Source organism: Anoxybacillus sp. LAT27, assembly GCF_022030075.1.
GTDB lineage: Bacteria > Bacillota > Bacilli > Bacillales > Anoxybacillaceae > Anoxybacillus > Anoxybacillus kestanbolensis.
In genome coordinates this window covers 88,179-104,765 of sequence record NZ_JAIWYK010000061.1, presented here as the reverse complement: position 1 = coordinate 104,765, position 16,587 = coordinate 88,179, and the positions used below count along the sequence as shown (strand labels likewise).

Genomic DNA, 16,587 nt, shown 5'->3' with positions numbered 1-16,587 from the left:
TATAATGAAGCTAAAAGCGATGTATTCGTTTTTGAACGGGGATTTAAACAAAATTGAAGAACAATTAAAGTTGACCGTGCAAGCGTCTGATCCGCTCGTCAATGAAGCATCGTTACATTTGCTTGAGGCGGGTGGAAAGCGCATTCGACCGGTGTTTGTTTTGCTCGGTGGACAATTTGGTACATATCATTTTGAGAAAATGAAGCGAGTGGCTGTCGCGCTCGAGCTCATTCATATGGCATCTCTTGTCCATGACGATGTGATTGACGGGGCGATGTTACGACGCGGAAAAGAGACGATTCAAGCGAAATGGGGCGATCGGTTCGCGATGTATGTTGGTGACTATTTGTTCGCTCGGGCGCTTGAGCAAATGTGCGAAATTGATGATCCAGTTGCCCACCGCATTTTAGCTAACACCATTGTGGAAGTATGTCGAGGGGAAATTGAGCAAATTAGTGATAAATATCGATTCGATCAAAATTTACGTCGCTATTTGCAACGAATTAAACGAAAAACGGCGTTGCTCATTGCGGCAAGTTGTCAACTTGGCGCGGTCGTAGCAGGAGCGCCAGAAGCTGTGCATAAAACATTGTATTGGTTTGGTTATTACGTCGGTATGTCGTTTCAAATTACAGACGACATTCTTGATTTCATTGGAACAGAAAAACAACTCGGTAAACCGGCAGGAAGCGACTTATCGCAAGGGAATGTGACGCTCCCTGTTTTATATGCGATGAAAGAGCGGACGGTAAAAGAACAAATTATGAAAGTAAACGAACATACGACAAATCGTGAAATGGCGGATGTCATTGATGGGATTAAGCGAACAAATGCGATTGAAAAATCGTATGAGCTTGGGGATCGCTATTTGCAAAAAGCACTCGATACGTTACAAAAACTGCCACGCAACCGTGCTTGGACTGCGCTTTATAACATTGCAAAGTATATTGGTAAGCGAAAATATTAAAAAATTAAATCGTTTTCATGGCGAATATTGCTAATTTGCGTACGAAATGATATAATTGCAAGGGAGTCAGTTCCAATACATAACGTATCAGGGGTGGAGAATTCGTCATGGAAAGAACATTTCTAATGGTCAAACCAGATGGGGTACAACGCGGTGTTATCGGTGACATCGTTGCTCGTTTTGAGCGCAAAGGTTTTCAGCTTGTTGGTGCAAAGTTGATGCAAGTATCGCGTGAACTTGCTGAACAACATTATGCGGAGCATAAAGAGCGTCCGTTTTTCGGTGAGCTCGTCGAATTTATTACGTCCGGCCCAGTATTTGCGATGGTATGGGAAGGCGAAAATGTGATCGCAACAGCTCGGCAAATGATGGGGAAAACGAACCCACAAGAAGCGTTGCCAGGCACAATTCGCGGTGATTTCGGCTTAACAGTCGGAAAAAATATTATTCACGGCTCTGACTCGAAAGAAAGTGCAGCGCGTGAAATTCAACTATTTTTCAAAGAAGAAGAACTCGTTTCCTACAGCAAGCTAATGAACGAGTGGGTATATTAAAAAAGGTAGGCACATGCCTATCTTTATTTTTTATTTCTGTTTTTTCACATTTTCGTTATACTGTATGTATGAAAGAAAAGGAAGAGGAGTTTTTTGTATGAGTGATTATCAACAATTTATTGCAAACGTGAAACGAAAAACAGGCATCGATTTAGCTCTATATAAAGAAGCGCAAATGAAACGGCGATTAACTTCTCTCTATGAAAAGAAAGGATTTAAAAATTTTGATGAATTTTTTCGGGCGATGAATCATGATCAAGCGTTGTATCATGAGTTTTTAGACCGCATGACGATTAACGTATCTGAATTTTTCCGCAATGCAAAACGATGGGAAGTGTTGGAGAAAAAAATTATTCCGAAACTTCTTGAAAAAAACAAACGGTTAAAAGTATGGAGCGCTGCCTGCTCAACTGGAGAAGAACCGTATACATTGGCCATTATTTTATCTAAGTTTATGCCATTATCGCAAGTATCTGTATTAGCTACTGACATTGATGATAACGCCATGGCTCGTGCGAAGCTTGGTATTTATATGGAGCGTTCCCTTCAAGAAGTGCCAGAGGACGTGAAGAAAAAATTTTTTGTCAAAGAAGGATCCCACTATAAAATTATCGATGACATTAAACGAACAGTGACATTTAAAAAACATAATTTGCTTGCCGATCCATTCGATACAAATTTTGACTTAATCGTTTGCCGCAACGTGCTCATTTACTTTACAGAAGAAGCAAAACATGAATTGTACTTAAAGTTTAATCGCGCTCTTCGCCCTGGGGGAATTTTTTTCGTTGGTAGTACGGAACAAATTTTTAATCCGACGGCATACGGTTTTGAAGTAGAAGATACGTTTTTTTATCGAAAAATGTAGTTGCGGCCGAATTCGGTCGCTTTCTGTGCAATTAAGGGGTTACGTCCGCGGGAAAAATGTGCTATATTCATACATAATCGCTTTAAAGAGATGAAGGGAGAGAGAGAATTGCGGTACTTAACAGCTGGTGAATCACATGGTCCACAGTTAACAACCATTATTGAAGGCGTCCCTGCAGGATTGACGCTTTTAGCGGAACATATTAACGAAGATTTGGCGCGCCGACAAAAAGGATATGGTCGCGGGCGACGCATGCAAATTGAAAAAGACGAAGTAAAAATTTTAAGCGGTGTCCGTCATGGAAAAACGCTCGGTTCTCCGATTACACTCGTTGTTGAAAATCGCGATTGGAAACATTGGACGAACATTATGGGTATCGAACCGCTTACTGATGATACAGAAGAAGTGAAACGAAAAGTAACACGCCCGCGTCCGGGACATGCGGACTTAAATGGAGCAATAAAGTATGGTCATCGCGATATGCGCAATGTGTTAGAGCGCTCTTCTGCACGTGAGACAACGGTGCGGGTGGCAGCAGGAGCGGTAGCGAAGCGCATTTTAGCAGAATTAGGTATTCGTATCGCCAGTCACGTCGTTGAAATTGGTGGGATAAAGGCGGAACATACCGCATATACATCGCTTGAGGAATTACAACAAGTGACAGAACAATCTCCTGTTCGCTGTTTTGATGCAGAAGCGGAAAAAAAGATGATGGCGGCCATTGATGAAGCGAAAGAAAAAGGCGATTCGATTGGTGGAATTGTCGAAGTCATTGTTGAAGGTGTTCCAGTTGGTGTCGGGAGCTATGTGCATTACGACCGAAAGTTAGATGCAAAAATTGCCGCGGCGATCGTGAGCATTAACGCATTTAAAGGCGTTGAGTTCGGTATCGGATTTGAAGCGGCACGTCGCTTTGGAAGCGAAGTGCACGACGAAATTATATGGAACGAAGAAACGGGATATACGCGCAAAACGAACCGACTTGGCGGATTTGAAGGCGGGATGACGACGGGTATGCCGATCGTTGTACGCGGAGTGATGAAGCCGATTCCGACGTTATATAAGCCGCTTATGAGTGTCGATATTGAGACAAAAGAACCGTTTGCGGCAAGCATCGAACGCTCTGATAGTTGCGCAGTCCCAGCAGCAAGCGTCGTGGCTGAAGCCGTTGTAGCATGGGAAATTGCGAATGCTATTGTCGAACAATTTGGACAAGATCGCATCGATTTGATCATCGAAAATGTCAAAGCGATGCGCCGATACGCAAAGGAGTTTTAATGATGAAACGCATCCACATTGATACGCCATCAAAACGGTACGAAGTCGTCATTGGGAATGAATTGCTGCATATGATCGATCGCGTGATCGATCGTGTTTGTCCGCATGTAACAGCTGTGCTCATTATTACAGATGAAACCGTTGCTTCGCTTTACTTAGATGACGTGAAGAAAACGCTCCATCAAACGTATGATCGTGTGTACACGCATATTATTCCGAGTGGAGAAGAAGCGAAGTCATTTGAACAATTTTATGCATGTCATACGGCAGCGTTAACAAATCATCTCGATCGTCATTCGTTAATTGTTGCGCTCGGCGGAGGGGTCGTCGGAGATTTAGCCGGTTTTGTTGCAGCGACATATATGCGCGGCATTCGTTTCATTCAAGTACCGACAACGCTACTTGCGCACGATAGTGCTGTTGGAGGAAAAACGGCCATCAATCATCCGCTTGGAAAAAACATGATCGGAGCTTTTTACCAGCCTGAACTCGTTTTTTACGATATTTCCTTACTTCATACGCTTCCTGAACGAGAAATGAGATCAGGTTTCGCAGAAATTATGAAACACTCCTTAATTTATGATCGCGCTTTTTTCGGTTGGTTACAAGCGAACGTGCAACAGCTAGATGATTTACGTGGCGATCGTTTGCAATATGCGATTCAAAGAGGGATTGAAATTAAAGCAGCTATTGTCGCCAAAGATGAAAAAGAGCAAGGGGTTCGCGCCTATTTAAACTTTGGTCATACGCTCGGTCATGCTTTAGAAAGTGAACTCGGCTATGGGGTAATGACGCACGGAGATGCGGTTGCCCTCGGCATGTTATTTGCTATTTTTGTGAGCGAGCGTTTTTACAATCAGCCGCTTTTTTATTCGTCATTTCGGACGTTATTCCATCGTTACGGTTTTCCGACATCCCTTCCGTCGCACGTATCGCCTGAACGTTTGCTCGACAAAATGAAAAAAGATAAAAAAGCGAAAGATCAAACGGTGCGTATGGTGCTAATGAAAGAGATCGGAACCGTATGTGTCGAACAAATAAGCGATGAACAACTATTGCGATGGTTATACGCGTTTGCCGAAGAAGGGAGAGGAAAGTGTGATTCGAGCGATTCGCGGGGCAACGACGGTAAATGATAACGATGAACGAGAAATTATAGACGAGACGAAGCGATTGCTGACAGAAATGATTCGTCAAAACGATGTACATGCAGAAGATGTTGTATCCATTCTTATTTCAATGACAGATGATTTAAACGCCACGTTTCCAGCTAAGGCATTGCGTCATTTCGATGGTTGGACGTATGTTCCTGTTATGTGTATGCGAGAAATTAACGTTCCTCATGCATTGCCGAAATGTATTCGCGTCATGATGACTGTACATACGAAGCGCTCACAGCAAGATATTCACCACATATATTTACGTGATGCCGTCCAACTTCGGCCAGACTTACAGTTGACAAAAAAGTCAGACATATAATATGATGGTTTATAAGCTAGTTGAGTAGAGTAAGAGTTGAGTAGAGAATGAGTGAGAGCGGAGCAGAGGATCATTAGGATACGTACGCCTAAAGACTGCCCGTCTTTAGGCTTTTTTGTTTCCCTCTTCGTTTCCCCTCATGTTCATTCTCCAAGAAAGGAGAACGATCATGGATATAGCTACATTTTTACAAACAGCTTCCCAGTTTCGAACGATTCCGATTGTACGCCGTTTTTTTGCAGATACGTTTCAACCGATTCAGCTATTGATGGCGTTACGTGATGAGGCAGCGTTTTTGCTTGAAAGCAAAGACGATATGTCCCCTTGGTCGCGCTATTCATTCATCGGCATTCGCCCGTTTGTATCGATTGAAAGCGATGACGGCAAACAATTTTTTGTGAAAGAACAACAGCAAGTGCTCGCGTGTACAGCAACAATACAAGAAGCATTTGCAATGATGCAACATCATTTAAACGTTCAACTGTTATCATTAGACGTCCCATTTCGTGGAGGAGCTGTCGGTTATATTAGCTACGATTTTATTTCTTCCATTGAGAAAGTCCCATATCATGCGTATAACGATTTGCAAATGAAAATGGTCCATTTTGTCGTTTGTGAATCACTTTTCGCCTTCGATCATGTAAAAAAAGAGCTATTACTCATTCATTACGTTCGTTTAACAGAAATGGATGATGAAGCAAAACAAGCCGAAAAATACGAGGCTGCTTGTCGAAAAATAGATGAGTTGGCACGCAAAATCGTTCACGGTTATGATGAGCAAGCGCACATGATGGTTGATCCGAATATACCGGTTTCGTTTGAGCGTGTGTATTCAAATATGGACAAACAAATGTTTTATAAAGCGGTTCAAAACATTCAAACGTACATTGCAAGTGGAGACGTTTTTCAAGCTGTTTTGTCGCAACGATTTGCGATCGAAACGCCCATTGATGGAATCGAGCTATATCGTTTGTTGCGTCTATTAAATCCATCGCCATATTTATTTTATTTAAAACTTAGTGAAGAACATATTGTTGGCAGTTCCCCAGAAAAACTGATCCAAGTACGAAACAGAGAGCTTGAAATTGATCCAATTGCAGGGACGCGGCGTCGCGGTAAAAATGAGCACGAAGATGCGGCGCTCATGAACGAGTTACTTCATGACCCAAAAGAGCGAGCGGAACATTACATGCTTGTCGACTTAGCTCGCAACGACATCGGTCGCGTTGCAAAATATGGAACGGTGCGCACCCCACAATTGATGCAAATCGGGAAGTTTTCGCACGTTATGCATTTAATTTCAAAAGTAACGGGAACGCTTCGCGATGACGTTCACCCGCTTGACGCGCTCCTTGCGGCTTTTCCTGCCGGGACGGTGAGCGGAGCACCGAAAATTCGGGCGATGCAAATTATTCAAGAGTTAGAGCCGACCGCCCGCAACGTATATGCGGGAACGATTGCATATATCGGCTTCGATGGCAACATTGATTCGTGCATAGCAATTCGCACAGCAGTATTAAAAAATAAAGTGGCATACGTGCAGGCTGGTGCTGGAGTTGTTGCCGATTCATCGCCTGCACTGGAGTGGAAAGAAACGAGAAATAAGGCGAGCGCCTTAATTCATGCCATTCAGCTTGCAGAACGCGTATTTAAAGGAGGGGAACAACGTGTTTGAACGATTTTTGCATAAATGTGCCGCCCGACAAACGTTAACGGAACAAGAAGCGTATGAGGCGATGCATGCGATGATGAGCGGGGAAGTGGACGAAAAACAAGTAGCTGCTTTTTTAGTTTTGTTGCGTTTTCGCGGTGAAACGGTCGATGAGCTTGTTGGCTTTATTCGGGCGATGCGTGAACGAATGCGAACGGTTTCGTTCGACGAACCGGTCATTGATACGTGTGGAACAGGTGGAGACGGAAAAGGGACGTTCAATATTTCGACAGCGGTGGCCTTGCTTGTCGCATCGCTCGATATTCCTGTTGCGAAGCATGGCAATCGTGCCGTCTCATCGACAAGCGGAAGCGCCAATGTGATCGAGCATTTCCTTATTCCGATGCCAAAGACAGAAGAAGAAGCAAAGCAAGCATTGCGTACACATCGGCTCGTTTTTTTATTCGCTCCCTTTTATCACGAGGCGATGAAACATGTTGCACCTGTTCGCCAAAGCTTAAAAATGCGCACAGTATTTAATTTGCTCGGTCCGCTTGTCAACCCAGCTCTCCCAAAAAGGCAAATTATTGGCGTACCTAATGCAAAAGATGCAAAAAAAATGGCGGAAGCGCTACAACAAATCGGAACAGAACATACGGTGTTTGTCACAAGTAGTGATGGGTTAGATGAATGTAGCATCGCCGCAGAAACGCAATTGATTGAACTAAAAGACGGTCATATGACTCAACACATCATCACGCCAGAAGACGTAGGATTACCGCGCGGCTGTTTATCTGACACATGCGTTCATAGCGTAAGCGAGAGCGCCGACCTTATTGAACGTGTATTTGCTCAACATTCAAATGAAAGTGCGACAAATATCGTTTTACTAAATGCCGGCGTTGCTTTATACGTTGCTGGTGCAGCATCGGATATTGCTGATGGAGTCAATATGGCGAAGCGAGCCATTGAAACCGGTCGTGCTTATGCGTATTTACAACGATTGCGAGGTGTGATGTATGCTTGAGGCAATTTTGCAAACAAAGAGAGAAGAAGTGGCATCGTTACAATTGCCTGAAATGTACGAACAACTTCCACGCCGTTCGTTTTACGATGCTTTAGCAAAACCGCATCGTGTTTTGGGTCTCATTGCAGAGGTGAAAAAAGCATCACCATCGAAAGGAATCATTCGCCAACATATGAATGTTGTTGATATTGCCCGCGCATACGAACAGGCAGGTGCGGATGCCGTGTCTGTTTTAACAGATGAACGATATTTTGCTGGCCATCGTTCGTATGTGACGCAAGTGAAACGACACGTGCAAATCCCAATTTTACGTAAAGACTTTATTATTGATCGCAAACAACTTATCGAAAGTGTGCGTATTGGGGCAGATGCGATTTTACTCATTGGTGAAGCGCTTGATCCGAGTTTTTTGCATGAACTATATGAAGAAGCGCACGAAATGGGATTGCAATGTTTAGTAGAAGTGCACGCTCCAAAAACAGTTGAAGCGATTTTAAAACGTTTCACACCGAAAGTGATTGGTATTAACAACCGTGATTTAACGACGTTTCACACATCGCTTCATGTCACAAAACAAATTGTTCCGCTTTTGCCTCCGTGCATCATTGTGAGTGAAAGTGGTATTCACACATACGATGACATGCAGACGGTACGGCAAGCTGGTGCGCACGCGATGCTTGTTGGCGAAGCATTGATGCGGAAGCCAGCTGTCGATGTAGCCATTTATGAATTGTTTGGGGAGCGTGAAATATGACCGTTTTAAAATATTGCGGCAATCGTTCGTTACAAGACGTGCAACGTGTTGCTAAAAGCCAAGCAAATTATATCGGATTTGTTTTTGCTGAAAGCAAGCGGAAAGTCGAACCGGAAAATGTGAGACGATGGCTATCTGGCGTTGAACTTGGCGAAAAAAAAATCGTTGGCGTTTTCGTTCATCCAACGATCGTGTCTGTCGCGTCTGTTGTTGAACACGTTCCTTTATCGATCATTCAATGTCATGGAATGGAGACGATGCAAACGGTAAAGCAACTAAAAGAAACGTTTCAACTTCCTGTTTGGAAAGTCATTCATCATGCCCCAGAGGCGTGGACATATATGCGCGCTTGGAAAGGAATCGCGGACGGTTTTGTTATTGATAGCGGTCGGAAAGGAGCGTGGGGCGGAACAGGCATCTCGTTTGATTGGAGCGTTGTTCCGTATTACATGGAAGAAGCGACTCGCCAAGGTGTTCCATGCTTCATTGCTGGAGGCATTACGCCGAACAATGTTGAGCAATTGTTAGTCTATAAACCGTTTGGTATAGACATTAGTAGCGGAATTGAAGAAAACGAGCATAAAAGTGAACAAAAAATAAAACAAATTGAACAGAAGGTGAAAATATGTTGACATTGCCAAATGAACGTGGTCGCTTTGGTATGTTTGGTGGAAAGTTTGTTCCAGAAACATTAATGCGTCCGTTAGCTGATATAGAGCGCCAATTGCATGAAGCATTGGCCGATCCTTCGTTCCATGCGGAATATATGCATCATTTGTATGAATATTCAGGTCGTCCGACCGCCTTAACATTTGCAAAAAACTTGACAGAACGATTAGGCGGGGCGAAAATGTACTTTAAACGTGAAGACTTAAACCATACAGGTGCCCATAAAATAAACAATGCGATCGGGCAAGTGTTGTTAGCAAAGCGAATGGGAAAACGAAAAATTATCGCTGAAACAGGTGCAGGACAGCACGGCGTAGCCGCAGCGACCGTCGCCGCTCGTTTTGGGATGGAATGCAAAGTATTTATGGGTGAGGAAGATGTGAAACGGCAATCATTAAACGTATTTCGTATGAAACTACTTGGTGCACAAGTCATTCCAGTAACAAGCGGCAATCGTACATTAAAAGACGCAACAAATGAAGCGATTCGTTATTGGGTGGAGCATTGTGACGATCATTTTTACATGATTGGTTCCGTCGTTGGCCCGCATCCATATCCAATGATGGTGCGTGAATTTCAACGTATTATCGGCGAAGAAGCGCGCGAACAAATGTTAAAAGCAGAAGGAAAACTGCCGAACACAATCATTGCTTGTGTTGGCGGTGGAAGTAATGCGATCGGAATGTTCCATCCATTTTTAGATGATGATGTTGAATGTATTGGCGTTGAGGCAGCTGGAAAAGGTGTGCATACGACGGAGCATGCCGCAACGATAACAAAAGGAACAAAAGGTGTCATTCATGGTTCCCTCACATACGTATTGCAAGATGAGCACGGTCAAATTGCGGAGCCGTATTCGATTTCGGCTGGTTTAGATTATCCAGGTGTTGGACCAGAGCATGCATATTTAGCACATATTGGACGCGTTCGTTATGAGAGTGTAACGGACGAGGAAGCGATTGCAGCACTTCAAATGACTGCAGAAACAGAGGGAATCATTCCAGCAATCGAATCTGCGCATGCGCTCGCCAAAGCGTTTCAAATCGCCCCCCTTCGTTCAAAACATGAAACGATTCTCGTTTGTTTATCAGGAAGAGGCGATAAAGATGTACAAACGGTGATGAACTATTTGGAAGGGGATGAACAGAAATGAAACATTTTATTCCATTTATCGTGGCGGGCGATCCGTGTGAAGAGGTGACGATCGATTTAGCTATTGCTCTTGAACAGGCAGGTGCAACGATATTAGAACTCGGTGTACCGTACTCCGATCCGCTTGCAGATGGACCGATTATTCAACGGGCAGCGAGTCGAGCTCTAAAAAATGGAATGACCTTAACAAGAGCGCTTGAACTCATCGGGCGAATGAGAAAAAAAGGTGTAAAAATTCCGATTATTGTCTTTACGTATTACAATCCTGTGTTACAATTAGGAGAAGAACGCTTTTTTGCTTTAGCGCAACAAAATGGTGCGAGCGGCGTACTCATTCCAGATTTACCGTTTGAAGAAAGCGAGCATATGAGAACATTAGGCGACACATATGACATTCCTTATATTTCACTTGTCGCTCCAACGTCTCATGAGCGCATCGCGATGATTGCATCGCAAGCCCAATCGTTTTTATATTGCGTGTCATCATTAGGTGTGACGGGCATTCGGGATTCATTGCCGAAGCAATTGCACGAATTTTTGCAACAAGTAAAATCATATAGCCGTGTTCCTATCGTCGTTGGATTTGGTATTTCTACGGCTGAACAAGTAGAGCGACTTCAACATATATGTGATGGTGTCGTTATCGGTAGCGCCATCGTAAAAAAGATTGAACAGCTTCAAGACGAATTGAACGATGCGCATACGCGCTCAAATGCGCTCATCGCTTTTTCCCAATATGTCGCTTCGCTCATTGAACCATTGAAAAGGGTGAGGAAAAATGAAAGTGAAACAACAACTGAAACAACTAAAACCGTATCAACCGGGCAAACCGATTGAAGAAGTAAAACGCGAATATCAGTTAGAAAAGGTAATGAAACTTGCATCAAACGAAAATCCGTACGGATGTTCACCGCTTGTTCGACAAGCTGTGATGAAAGAGCTCGATGATTTAGCGTTGTATCCTGATGGATACAGTCGCACGTTGCGCGAGGCGCTCGCAGCGCACATTGGTATTAGTGAAAAACAACTTATTTTCGGAAATGGCTCCGATGAAGTCGTTCAAATCATTTGTCGGGCATTTTTACAAAAAGGAACGAACACGGTAATGGCTACGCCGACGTTTCCGCAATATCGTCATAATGCGATCATCGAAGGCGCGGAAGTGCGCGAAATTCCGCTTCAAGACGGACATCATGATTTAGAAGCGATGCTTGAAGCGATCGATGATAATACGCGCGTTGTTTGGATTTGCAGTCCAAACAACCCGACAGGGACGTATGTTAATGACGCATCTTTACGCGCTTTTTTAAACAAAGTGCCACAACATGTGCTCGTTGTTGTCGATGAGGCGTATTATGAGTATGTGCAAGCGGAAGATTATCCGAATACGGTTTCTTTGCTTCAACAATATGAAAATATGATGATTTTACGCACGTTTTCTAAAGCGTACGGGTTAGCCGCGCTTCGTATCGGATATGGCATTGCACATGAACATCTTCTGCAAGCGATTGAGCCAGCGCGTGAACCGTTCAATACGTCCCGTCTTGCTCAAGCCGCTGCGTTAGCGGCGTTAAAGGACCAAACATTTATTCAACAATGTGCACAAAAAAATAAACAAGGTTTAGAGCAATTTTACTCATTTTGTGAGGAGCATAGTTTGCGCTATTACAAGTCGGAAGGGAATTTTATTTTAATTGATTTCGGCTTTAGTGGTGACGAAGTATTTACGTATTTACTCCAGCGCGGGATCATCGTTCGTTCAGGATGCGCCCTCGGCTTTCCGACAGCTGTGCGCATTACAGTCGGATCGGCAGAACAAAACGAAACAATCATTCGTGCGTTAACAAACATGTTGAAAGAAAGAAGGGACTCATTTTGCAAGGAAACGTTTTAGTTGCCGGTCTCGGCTTAATTGGCGGTTCAATTGCGCTTGCGATCAAGCGAGCGCATTCGGACGCGACAATCATTGGATATGACGTATCAGATGAATCGATGCGCCTAGCGCGTTCGCTCGGTGTCATTGACGAAGCGGTACCGTCGTTTGCTCATGGGGCATGTGAAGCGGATGTCATTGTGCTTGCTGTACCTGTTGTTCAAACAGAGCAATTGCTTCGAGAATTAGCTCATCTTCCGTTACGATCGCACGTCATTGTAACCGATGTTGGAAGCACAAAAGAGCGCATTGTCGAACAAGCGTTGCCACTATTAGAAAAAGGGGTAGCGTTTATCGGTGGACATCCGATGGCTGGCTCGCATAAAAGCGGTGTTGTTGCTGCGCGTGCCCATTTATTTGAAAATGCTTTTTACATTTTAACACCAACAGAACATGTGAAAGAAGAAGATGTCATACGACTAAAACATTGGCTTGAAGGAACGAAAGCCCACTTTGTTATGTTAACGCCGAGGGAGCACGACCGCATCGCCGGTGTTATTAGCCACTTTCCGCATATCATTGCCGCAAGCCTCGTTCATCAGGCACAACAATATGAGCGAGAAGATGAACTGGTAAGCCGATTAGCCGCGGGTGGCTTTCGTGATATTACGCGCATCGCTTCAAGCAATCCGGAAATGTGGCGCGATATTTTTATACATAATAAAGAGGAATTGTTGCAACTGTTTGATCGCTGGATCGAGGAAATGAAAAAAATTCGTACGTATGTTGCTGATGGGGATAGTGAGCGCATTTATCACTATTTTCATGAAGCAAAACAGTTTCGTGACGGGTTGCCTGTTCGAACGAAAGGGGCGATCCCTTCCTTTTACGATTTATACGTCGATGTGCCAGACTACCCGGGGGTTATTTCAGAAATTACAGGTTATTTAGCAAAAGAGCGCATTAGCATTACAAATATTCGCATTATCGAAACGCGCGAAGATATTTACGGTGTGCTTCGTTTAAGTTTTCAAACAGAAGATGACCGTCAACGAGCGAAACGTTGCATTGAAGCGAATACGAACTATGAAACGTACGTTGTGTAAAAGAGGGTGGAATAATGGAGTTAAAAACAAATATCCACGCATTGCGGGGAGAAATTGCTGTTCCGGGAGATAAATCGATTTCTCATCGCGCCGTGATGTTTGGTGCATTAGCGAACGGAACGACGCGAATAACAAATTTTTTAACAGGTGAAGACTGTTTAAGTACAATTGATTGTTTTCGCAAAATGGGTGTAGTCATCACACAACAAGGCAATGAAGTCATCGTTGAAGGAAAAGGGATTGATGGATTAATAGAGCCTACACATATATTAAACGTCGGCAACTCAGGTACGACGACACGTTTATTGTTAGGTATTTTAGCCGCTTGCCCGTTTCATGCTTGTTTAATCGGGGATGATTCGATCGCAAAACGGCCAATGGATCGCGTGACAAAACCGCTTAAACAAATGGGGGCGCACATTGACGGGAGAGAGGAAGGACGCTACACGCCGTTAGCGATTCGAGGCGGACAACTCCAGCCAATCACATATCATTCCCCTGTTGCAAGTGCGCAAGTCAAATCAGCCATTTTGCTTGCTGGTTTGCATGCGGAAGGGACAACAACGGTTATTGAACCACATCAATCGCGCGATCATACCGAGCGTATGTTGCGGGCATTTGGTGCAGACGTGCGCGTTGATGGATTAAGTGTTTCTGTTACAGGGAGACAAACGCTTCAGGCGATTGATATAGAAGTGCCGGGCGATATTTCTTCTGCTGCTTTCTTTTTAGTCGCTGGTGCGATCGTCCCGAACAGCGAAATTACGTTAAAACATGTCGGAATCAATCCGACGCGTACAGGTATTATTGATGTATTAAAGCACATGGGGGCAAATATTTCGATTAAAAATGTTCGCCATGAAGAAAGTGAACCTGTTGCGGATATTACTGTTCGTACATCGACATTGAAGGCGACGCACATCGGTGGCGATATCATCCCACGATTAATTGATGAAATTCCGATTATTGCTCTTTTAGCGACGCAAGCCGAAGGGACAACAATCATTACAGACGCAAGCGAATTGAAAGTCAAAGAGACGGACCGCATCGCAACAGTTGTGTCCGAATTGCGGAAGCTTGGCGCCGATATCGAAGCGACAGAAGACGGAATGATTATTCATGGAAAAACACCGCTTTATGCAGAAAATACGGTTGTCGATAGCTACGGTGATCATCGCATCGGCATGATGTTAGCGATCGCAGCGTGCATCACAAAAGGAAGTGTCACCCTTCGGCATCCCGAAGCAATTGCAGTATCATATCCGACGTTTTTTGATCATCTTCGCATGTTACAAAGCTGATTCCATGACGGATCAGCTTCTTTTTTTGCATGCTTATTTGTTCGATGGTATGATAAAGCGTGACGATACGAATGATGAGGGTGAGATTGATGGGAAAATTAGATCAAATCGTGCAACTCGTTGAACAAGGAGAGGTGGAGCGCGCATTAGCGCTTGCGGAACAAATAAAACAAAACGGAAGCGATGAAGAGCGATATACGTTAGCTGACCAACTATTTTCGTGGGGATTGTTAGAAGAAGCGGAATCGCTCGTTCGTATGTTGCTTACACGTTATCCAGACGAACGTGAACTACAACTTTTTTTAGCAGAAATATATACAGAAATGGATAAAGAGGAAGAAGCGCTCGAGTTGTTGATCGATATAGAAGAAGATGATCCGTATTATGTGCGCGCATGTTTGTTAATGGCCGACCTTTATCAAATGCAAGGATTAGAAGAAGTAAGTGAACAAAAACTATTAAAAGCGTATGAAAAAATGCCGAACGAACCGCTTGTTCAATTTGCGTTAGCGGAGTTATATTTTACGAACGGTCAATATGAAAAAAGTTTGCTATATTATGAACAAATCATCACGAAAACGAAAACGATTGCGGGTACTGTCATCGCCCAGCGCATAGCGGAAGCGTACAGCTTGCTTGGTGAATTTGAACAGGCGCTATCGTACTATGAGCAAGCATTAAATGAACGTTTCGATGCGCATACGTTATTTCAATACGGATTTACTGCCTATCAAGCCGAAGCGTATAAAACAGCTATTGCAAAATTAAGCGAGTTAAAGGCGCTTGATCGTGAGTATGTACCTCTTTATTTATTTTTAGCGAAATCGTATGAACAAGAAGGAGATATACAACAAAGTTACGAAATAGCAAAAGAAGGATTAACAATAGATGAATGGAATAAACAATTGCTTGTATATGCGGGAAAAATTGCATTAAAAATCGGAAAACGAGAGGAAGCGCTAACGTACATTGAAAAAGCGCTTGACATTGATCCAGGTTATTTAGAAGCGTTGTTTATACAGACGAGTTTACTATTTCATGAGGAGCGGTACGAAGACGTTGTACATGTCATTCAACAAGCGATCGCCCAAGGTGAATACGACCCTCAATTTGAGTGGGAGCTTGCGAAGGCGAAGCAAAAGCTTGAAATATATGATCAGGCATTAAATCATTATGAAGAGGCATATACTTTTTTTAAAGATGATCCAAACTTTTTGTATGATTTTGGCTATTTTTTATTTGAGGAGGGAAGAAGAGAGAAAGCAAAAGATATATTTGAACAACTATTGCGTATCGATCCGACAAACGAAGAGGTTGCCCATATGATGTTGCAGTTTGAATGAAGCTGTCATTCGGATGCAAGGGGGGAAGGGAATGGTTTCCGTTCGGGAGAAGAAAGAGTTTGTTCGTTGGTTTTTAAACAATTATCAATTAAAACGTCGCGAATGTGTGTGGATTTTAAACTACTTACTTAGTCATGATACGCTCATGGAAAAAGTGCACTTTGTTGAACATGCAGAATATTGTCCGCGCGGCATGATGATGTCAACACATTGTGTCGACGATGTGCCATTTCGATTTTATAAGCAAAACGTCGTTACGACAGATGCAGAAAAATCGTTTCACGACATTCGTTTAAATCGTGATGAAGATATTTACATTCAGCTGAATTTTCGCGGTGCTTTCCATTCGCCACAATATGTGGCGGTACTCGAAGAAAATCCATATATGCCAAAAAGAACGAACAAGCAAGATGAACAACTCGTTGAAACAATCGTTCATCAATCGATTCAACATTTTCAACGCCAAAAAATTATGCGGTTAATTGATGAGGCGCTAGATCAGCAAGATGAACAAAAATTTCGCGAGCTGACCGAACAATTAAAAGCGTTGCGTTAACCCTGTGGT

General features: G+C 43.4%; 17 protein-coding genes. All 17 read left to right on the top strand.

The window, feature by feature from the left end; translation table 11 throughout:
• Positions 1-4 precede the first annotated feature (4 nt).
• The 17 genes from hepT (at position 5) to LD028_RS02970 (ending at position 16,578) form a co-directional block, all read left to right on the top strand.
• Entirely contained in the window at positions 5-967 is a 963-nt protein-coding gene (gene hepT, locus LD028_RS03050) for a heptaprenyl diphosphate synthase component II (RefSeq protein WP_237810901.1), read from the top strand.
• A 107-nt stretch (positions 968-1,074) separates the two neighbouring features.
• Positions 1,075-1,521 (top strand): nucleoside-diphosphate kinase, encoded by a 447-nt coding sequence (ndk, locus tag LD028_RS03045; RefSeq protein ID WP_004889845.1) that lies wholly within the window; start codon positions 1,075-1,077, stop codon positions 1,519-1,521.
• A 97-nt stretch (positions 1,522-1,618) separates the two neighbouring features.
• Positions 1,619-2,389 (top strand): CheR family methyltransferase, encoded by a 771-nt coding sequence (locus LD028_RS03040; RefSeq protein WP_035019801.1) that lies wholly within the window; start codon positions 1,619-1,621, stop codon positions 2,387-2,389.
• 108 nt (positions 2,390-2,497) lie between these two features.
• Positions 2,498-3,667 (top strand): chorismate synthase, encoded by a 1,170-nt coding sequence (gene aroC, locus LD028_RS03035; RefSeq protein WP_237810899.1) that lies wholly within the window; start codon positions 2,498-2,500, stop codon positions 3,665-3,667.
• A complete protein-coding gene (gene aroB, locus LD028_RS03030; protein WP_006319446.1) occupies positions 3,667-4,803 on the top strand; it encodes a 3-dehydroquinate synthase in 1,137 nt (378 codons plus the stop codon). The genes aroC and aroB overlap by 1 nt, the downstream gene beginning before the upstream one ends.
• Positions 4,766-5,146 (top strand): chorismate mutase, encoded by a 381-nt coding sequence (gene aroH, locus LD028_RS03025; RefSeq protein ID WP_004889854.1) that lies wholly within the window; start codon positions 4,766-4,768, stop codon positions 5,144-5,146. Before aroB ends, aroH begins: the two co-directional genes overlap by 38 nt.
• Before the next feature lie 169 nt (positions 5,147-5,315).
• Complete coding sequence (gene trpE / locus LD028_RS03020; RefSeq protein ID WP_237810898.1) at positions 5,316-6,821, top strand: anthranilate synthase component I; 1,506 nt, start codon at positions 5,316-5,318, stop codon at positions 6,819-6,821.
• Positions 6,814-7,824: an anthranilate phosphoribosyltransferase gene (gene trpD, locus LD028_RS03015; RefSeq protein ID WP_237810897.1), complete on the top strand. Its 1,011-nt coding sequence runs from the start codon at positions 6,814-6,816 to the stop codon at positions 7,822-7,824. Before trpE ends, trpD begins: the two co-directional genes overlap by 8 nt.
• A complete protein-coding gene (gene trpC, locus LD028_RS03010; protein ID WP_237810896.1) occupies positions 7,817-8,578 on the top strand; it encodes an indole-3-glycerol phosphate synthase TrpC in 762 nt (253 codons plus the stop codon). Before trpD ends, trpC begins: the two co-directional genes overlap by 8 nt.
• Positions 8,575-9,210 carry a phosphoribosylanthranilate isomerase gene (locus LD028_RS03005; protein WP_237810895.1) on the top strand — a complete coding sequence of 212 codons (636 nt, stop codon included), beginning with the start codon at positions 8,575-8,577 and terminating at the stop codon, positions 9,208-9,210. Before trpC ends, LD028_RS03005 begins: the two co-directional genes overlap by 4 nt.
• Positions 9,204-10,400 (top strand): tryptophan synthase subunit beta, encoded by a 1,197-nt coding sequence (trpB, locus tag LD028_RS03000; protein WP_237810894.1) that lies wholly within the window; start codon positions 9,204-9,206, stop codon positions 10,398-10,400. Before LD028_RS03005 ends, trpB begins: the two co-directional genes overlap by 7 nt.
• The gene (gene trpA, locus LD028_RS02995; protein WP_006319458.1) at positions 10,397-11,236 is read left to right on the top strand and encodes a tryptophan synthase subunit alpha; all 840 of its coding nucleotides are present in this window, start codon (positions 10,397-10,399) and stop codon (positions 11,234-11,236) included. Before trpB ends, trpA begins: the two co-directional genes overlap by 4 nt.
• Positions 11,178-12,293, top strand: a complete 1,116-nt coding sequence (gene hisC, locus LD028_RS02990; RefSeq protein WP_237810893.1) for a histidinol-phosphate transaminase — start codon at positions 11,178-11,180, stop codon at positions 12,291-12,293. Before trpA ends, hisC begins: the two co-directional genes overlap by 59 nt.
• Positions 12,275-13,378: a prephenate dehydrogenase gene (locus LD028_RS02985; protein ID WP_006319460.1), complete on the top strand. Its 1,104-nt coding sequence runs from the start codon at positions 12,275-12,277 to the stop codon at positions 13,376-13,378. The genes hisC and LD028_RS02985 overlap by 19 nt, the downstream gene beginning before the upstream one ends.
• A gap of 14 nt (positions 13,379-13,392) precedes the next feature.
• Positions 13,393-14,679 (top strand): 3-phosphoshikimate 1-carboxyvinyltransferase, encoded by a 1,287-nt coding sequence (gene aroA / locus LD028_RS02980; protein WP_237810892.1) that lies wholly within the window; start codon positions 13,393-13,395, stop codon positions 14,677-14,679.
• 89 nt (positions 14,680-14,768) lie between these two features.
• Positions 14,769-16,022 carry a tetratricopeptide repeat protein gene (locus tag LD028_RS02975; RefSeq protein ID WP_237810891.1) on the top strand — a complete coding sequence of 418 codons (1,254 nt, stop codon included), beginning with the start codon at positions 14,769-14,771 and terminating at the stop codon, positions 16,020-16,022.
• Positions 16,023-16,053: 31 nt separating this feature from the next.
• Positions 16,054-16,578, top strand: a complete 525-nt coding sequence (locus tag LD028_RS02970; RefSeq protein WP_004889884.1) for a ReoY family proteolytic degradation factor — start codon at positions 16,054-16,056, stop codon at positions 16,576-16,578.
• The last annotated feature ends 9 nt before the right edge of the window (positions 16,579-16,587 follow it).

What these genes read in the sequence shown, in the direction of transcription:
- trpA (WP_006319458.1), top strand. Translation starts at nt 10,397, where the DNA reads ATGAAACATTTTATTCCATTTATCGTGGCGGGCGATCCGTGTGAAGAG.
- LD028_RS02970 (WP_004889884.1), top strand. Translation starts at nt 16,054, where the DNA reads ATGGTTTCCGTTCGGGAGAAGAAAGAGTTTGTTCGTTGGTTTTTAAAC.
- trpE (WP_237810898.1), top strand. Translation starts at nt 5,316, where the DNA reads ATGGATATAGCTACATTTTTACAAACAGCTTCCCAGTTTCGAACGATT.
- trpC (WP_237810896.1), top strand. Translation starts at nt 7,817, where the DNA reads ATGCTTGAGGCAATTTTGCAAACAAAGAGAGAAGAAGTGGCATCGTTA.
- hisC (WP_237810893.1), top strand. Translation starts at nt 11,178, where the DNA reads ATGAAAGTGAAACAACAACTGAAACAACTAAAACCGTATCAACCGGGC.
- hepT (WP_237810901.1), top strand. Translation starts at nt 5, where the DNA reads ATGAAGCTAAAAGCGATGTATTCGTTTTTGAACGGGGATTTAAACAAA.
- LD028_RS02975 (WP_237810891.1), top strand. Translation starts at nt 14,769, where the DNA reads ATGGGAAAATTAGATCAAATCGTGCAACTCGTTGAACAAGGAGAGGTG.
- ndk (WP_004889845.1), top strand. Translation starts at nt 1,075, where the DNA reads ATGGAAAGAACATTTCTAATGGTCAAACCAGATGGGGTACAACGCGGT.
- aroB (WP_006319446.1), top strand. Translation starts at nt 3,667, where the DNA reads ATGATGAAACGCATCCACATTGATACGCCATCAAAACGGTACGAAGTC.
- aroA (WP_237810892.1), top strand. Translation starts at nt 13,393, where the DNA reads ATGGAGTTAAAAACAAATATCCACGCATTGCGGGGAGAAATTGCTGTT.
- LD028_RS03040 (WP_035019801.1), top strand. Translation starts at nt 1,619, where the DNA reads ATGAGTGATTATCAACAATTTATTGCAAACGTGAAACGAAAAACAGGC.
- trpB (WP_237810894.1), top strand. Translation starts at nt 9,204, where the DNA reads ATGTTGACATTGCCAAATGAACGTGGTCGCTTTGGTATGTTTGGTGGA.
- LD028_RS03005 (WP_237810895.1), top strand. Translation starts at nt 8,575, where the DNA reads ATGACCGTTTTAAAATATTGCGGCAATCGTTCGTTACAAGACGTGCAA.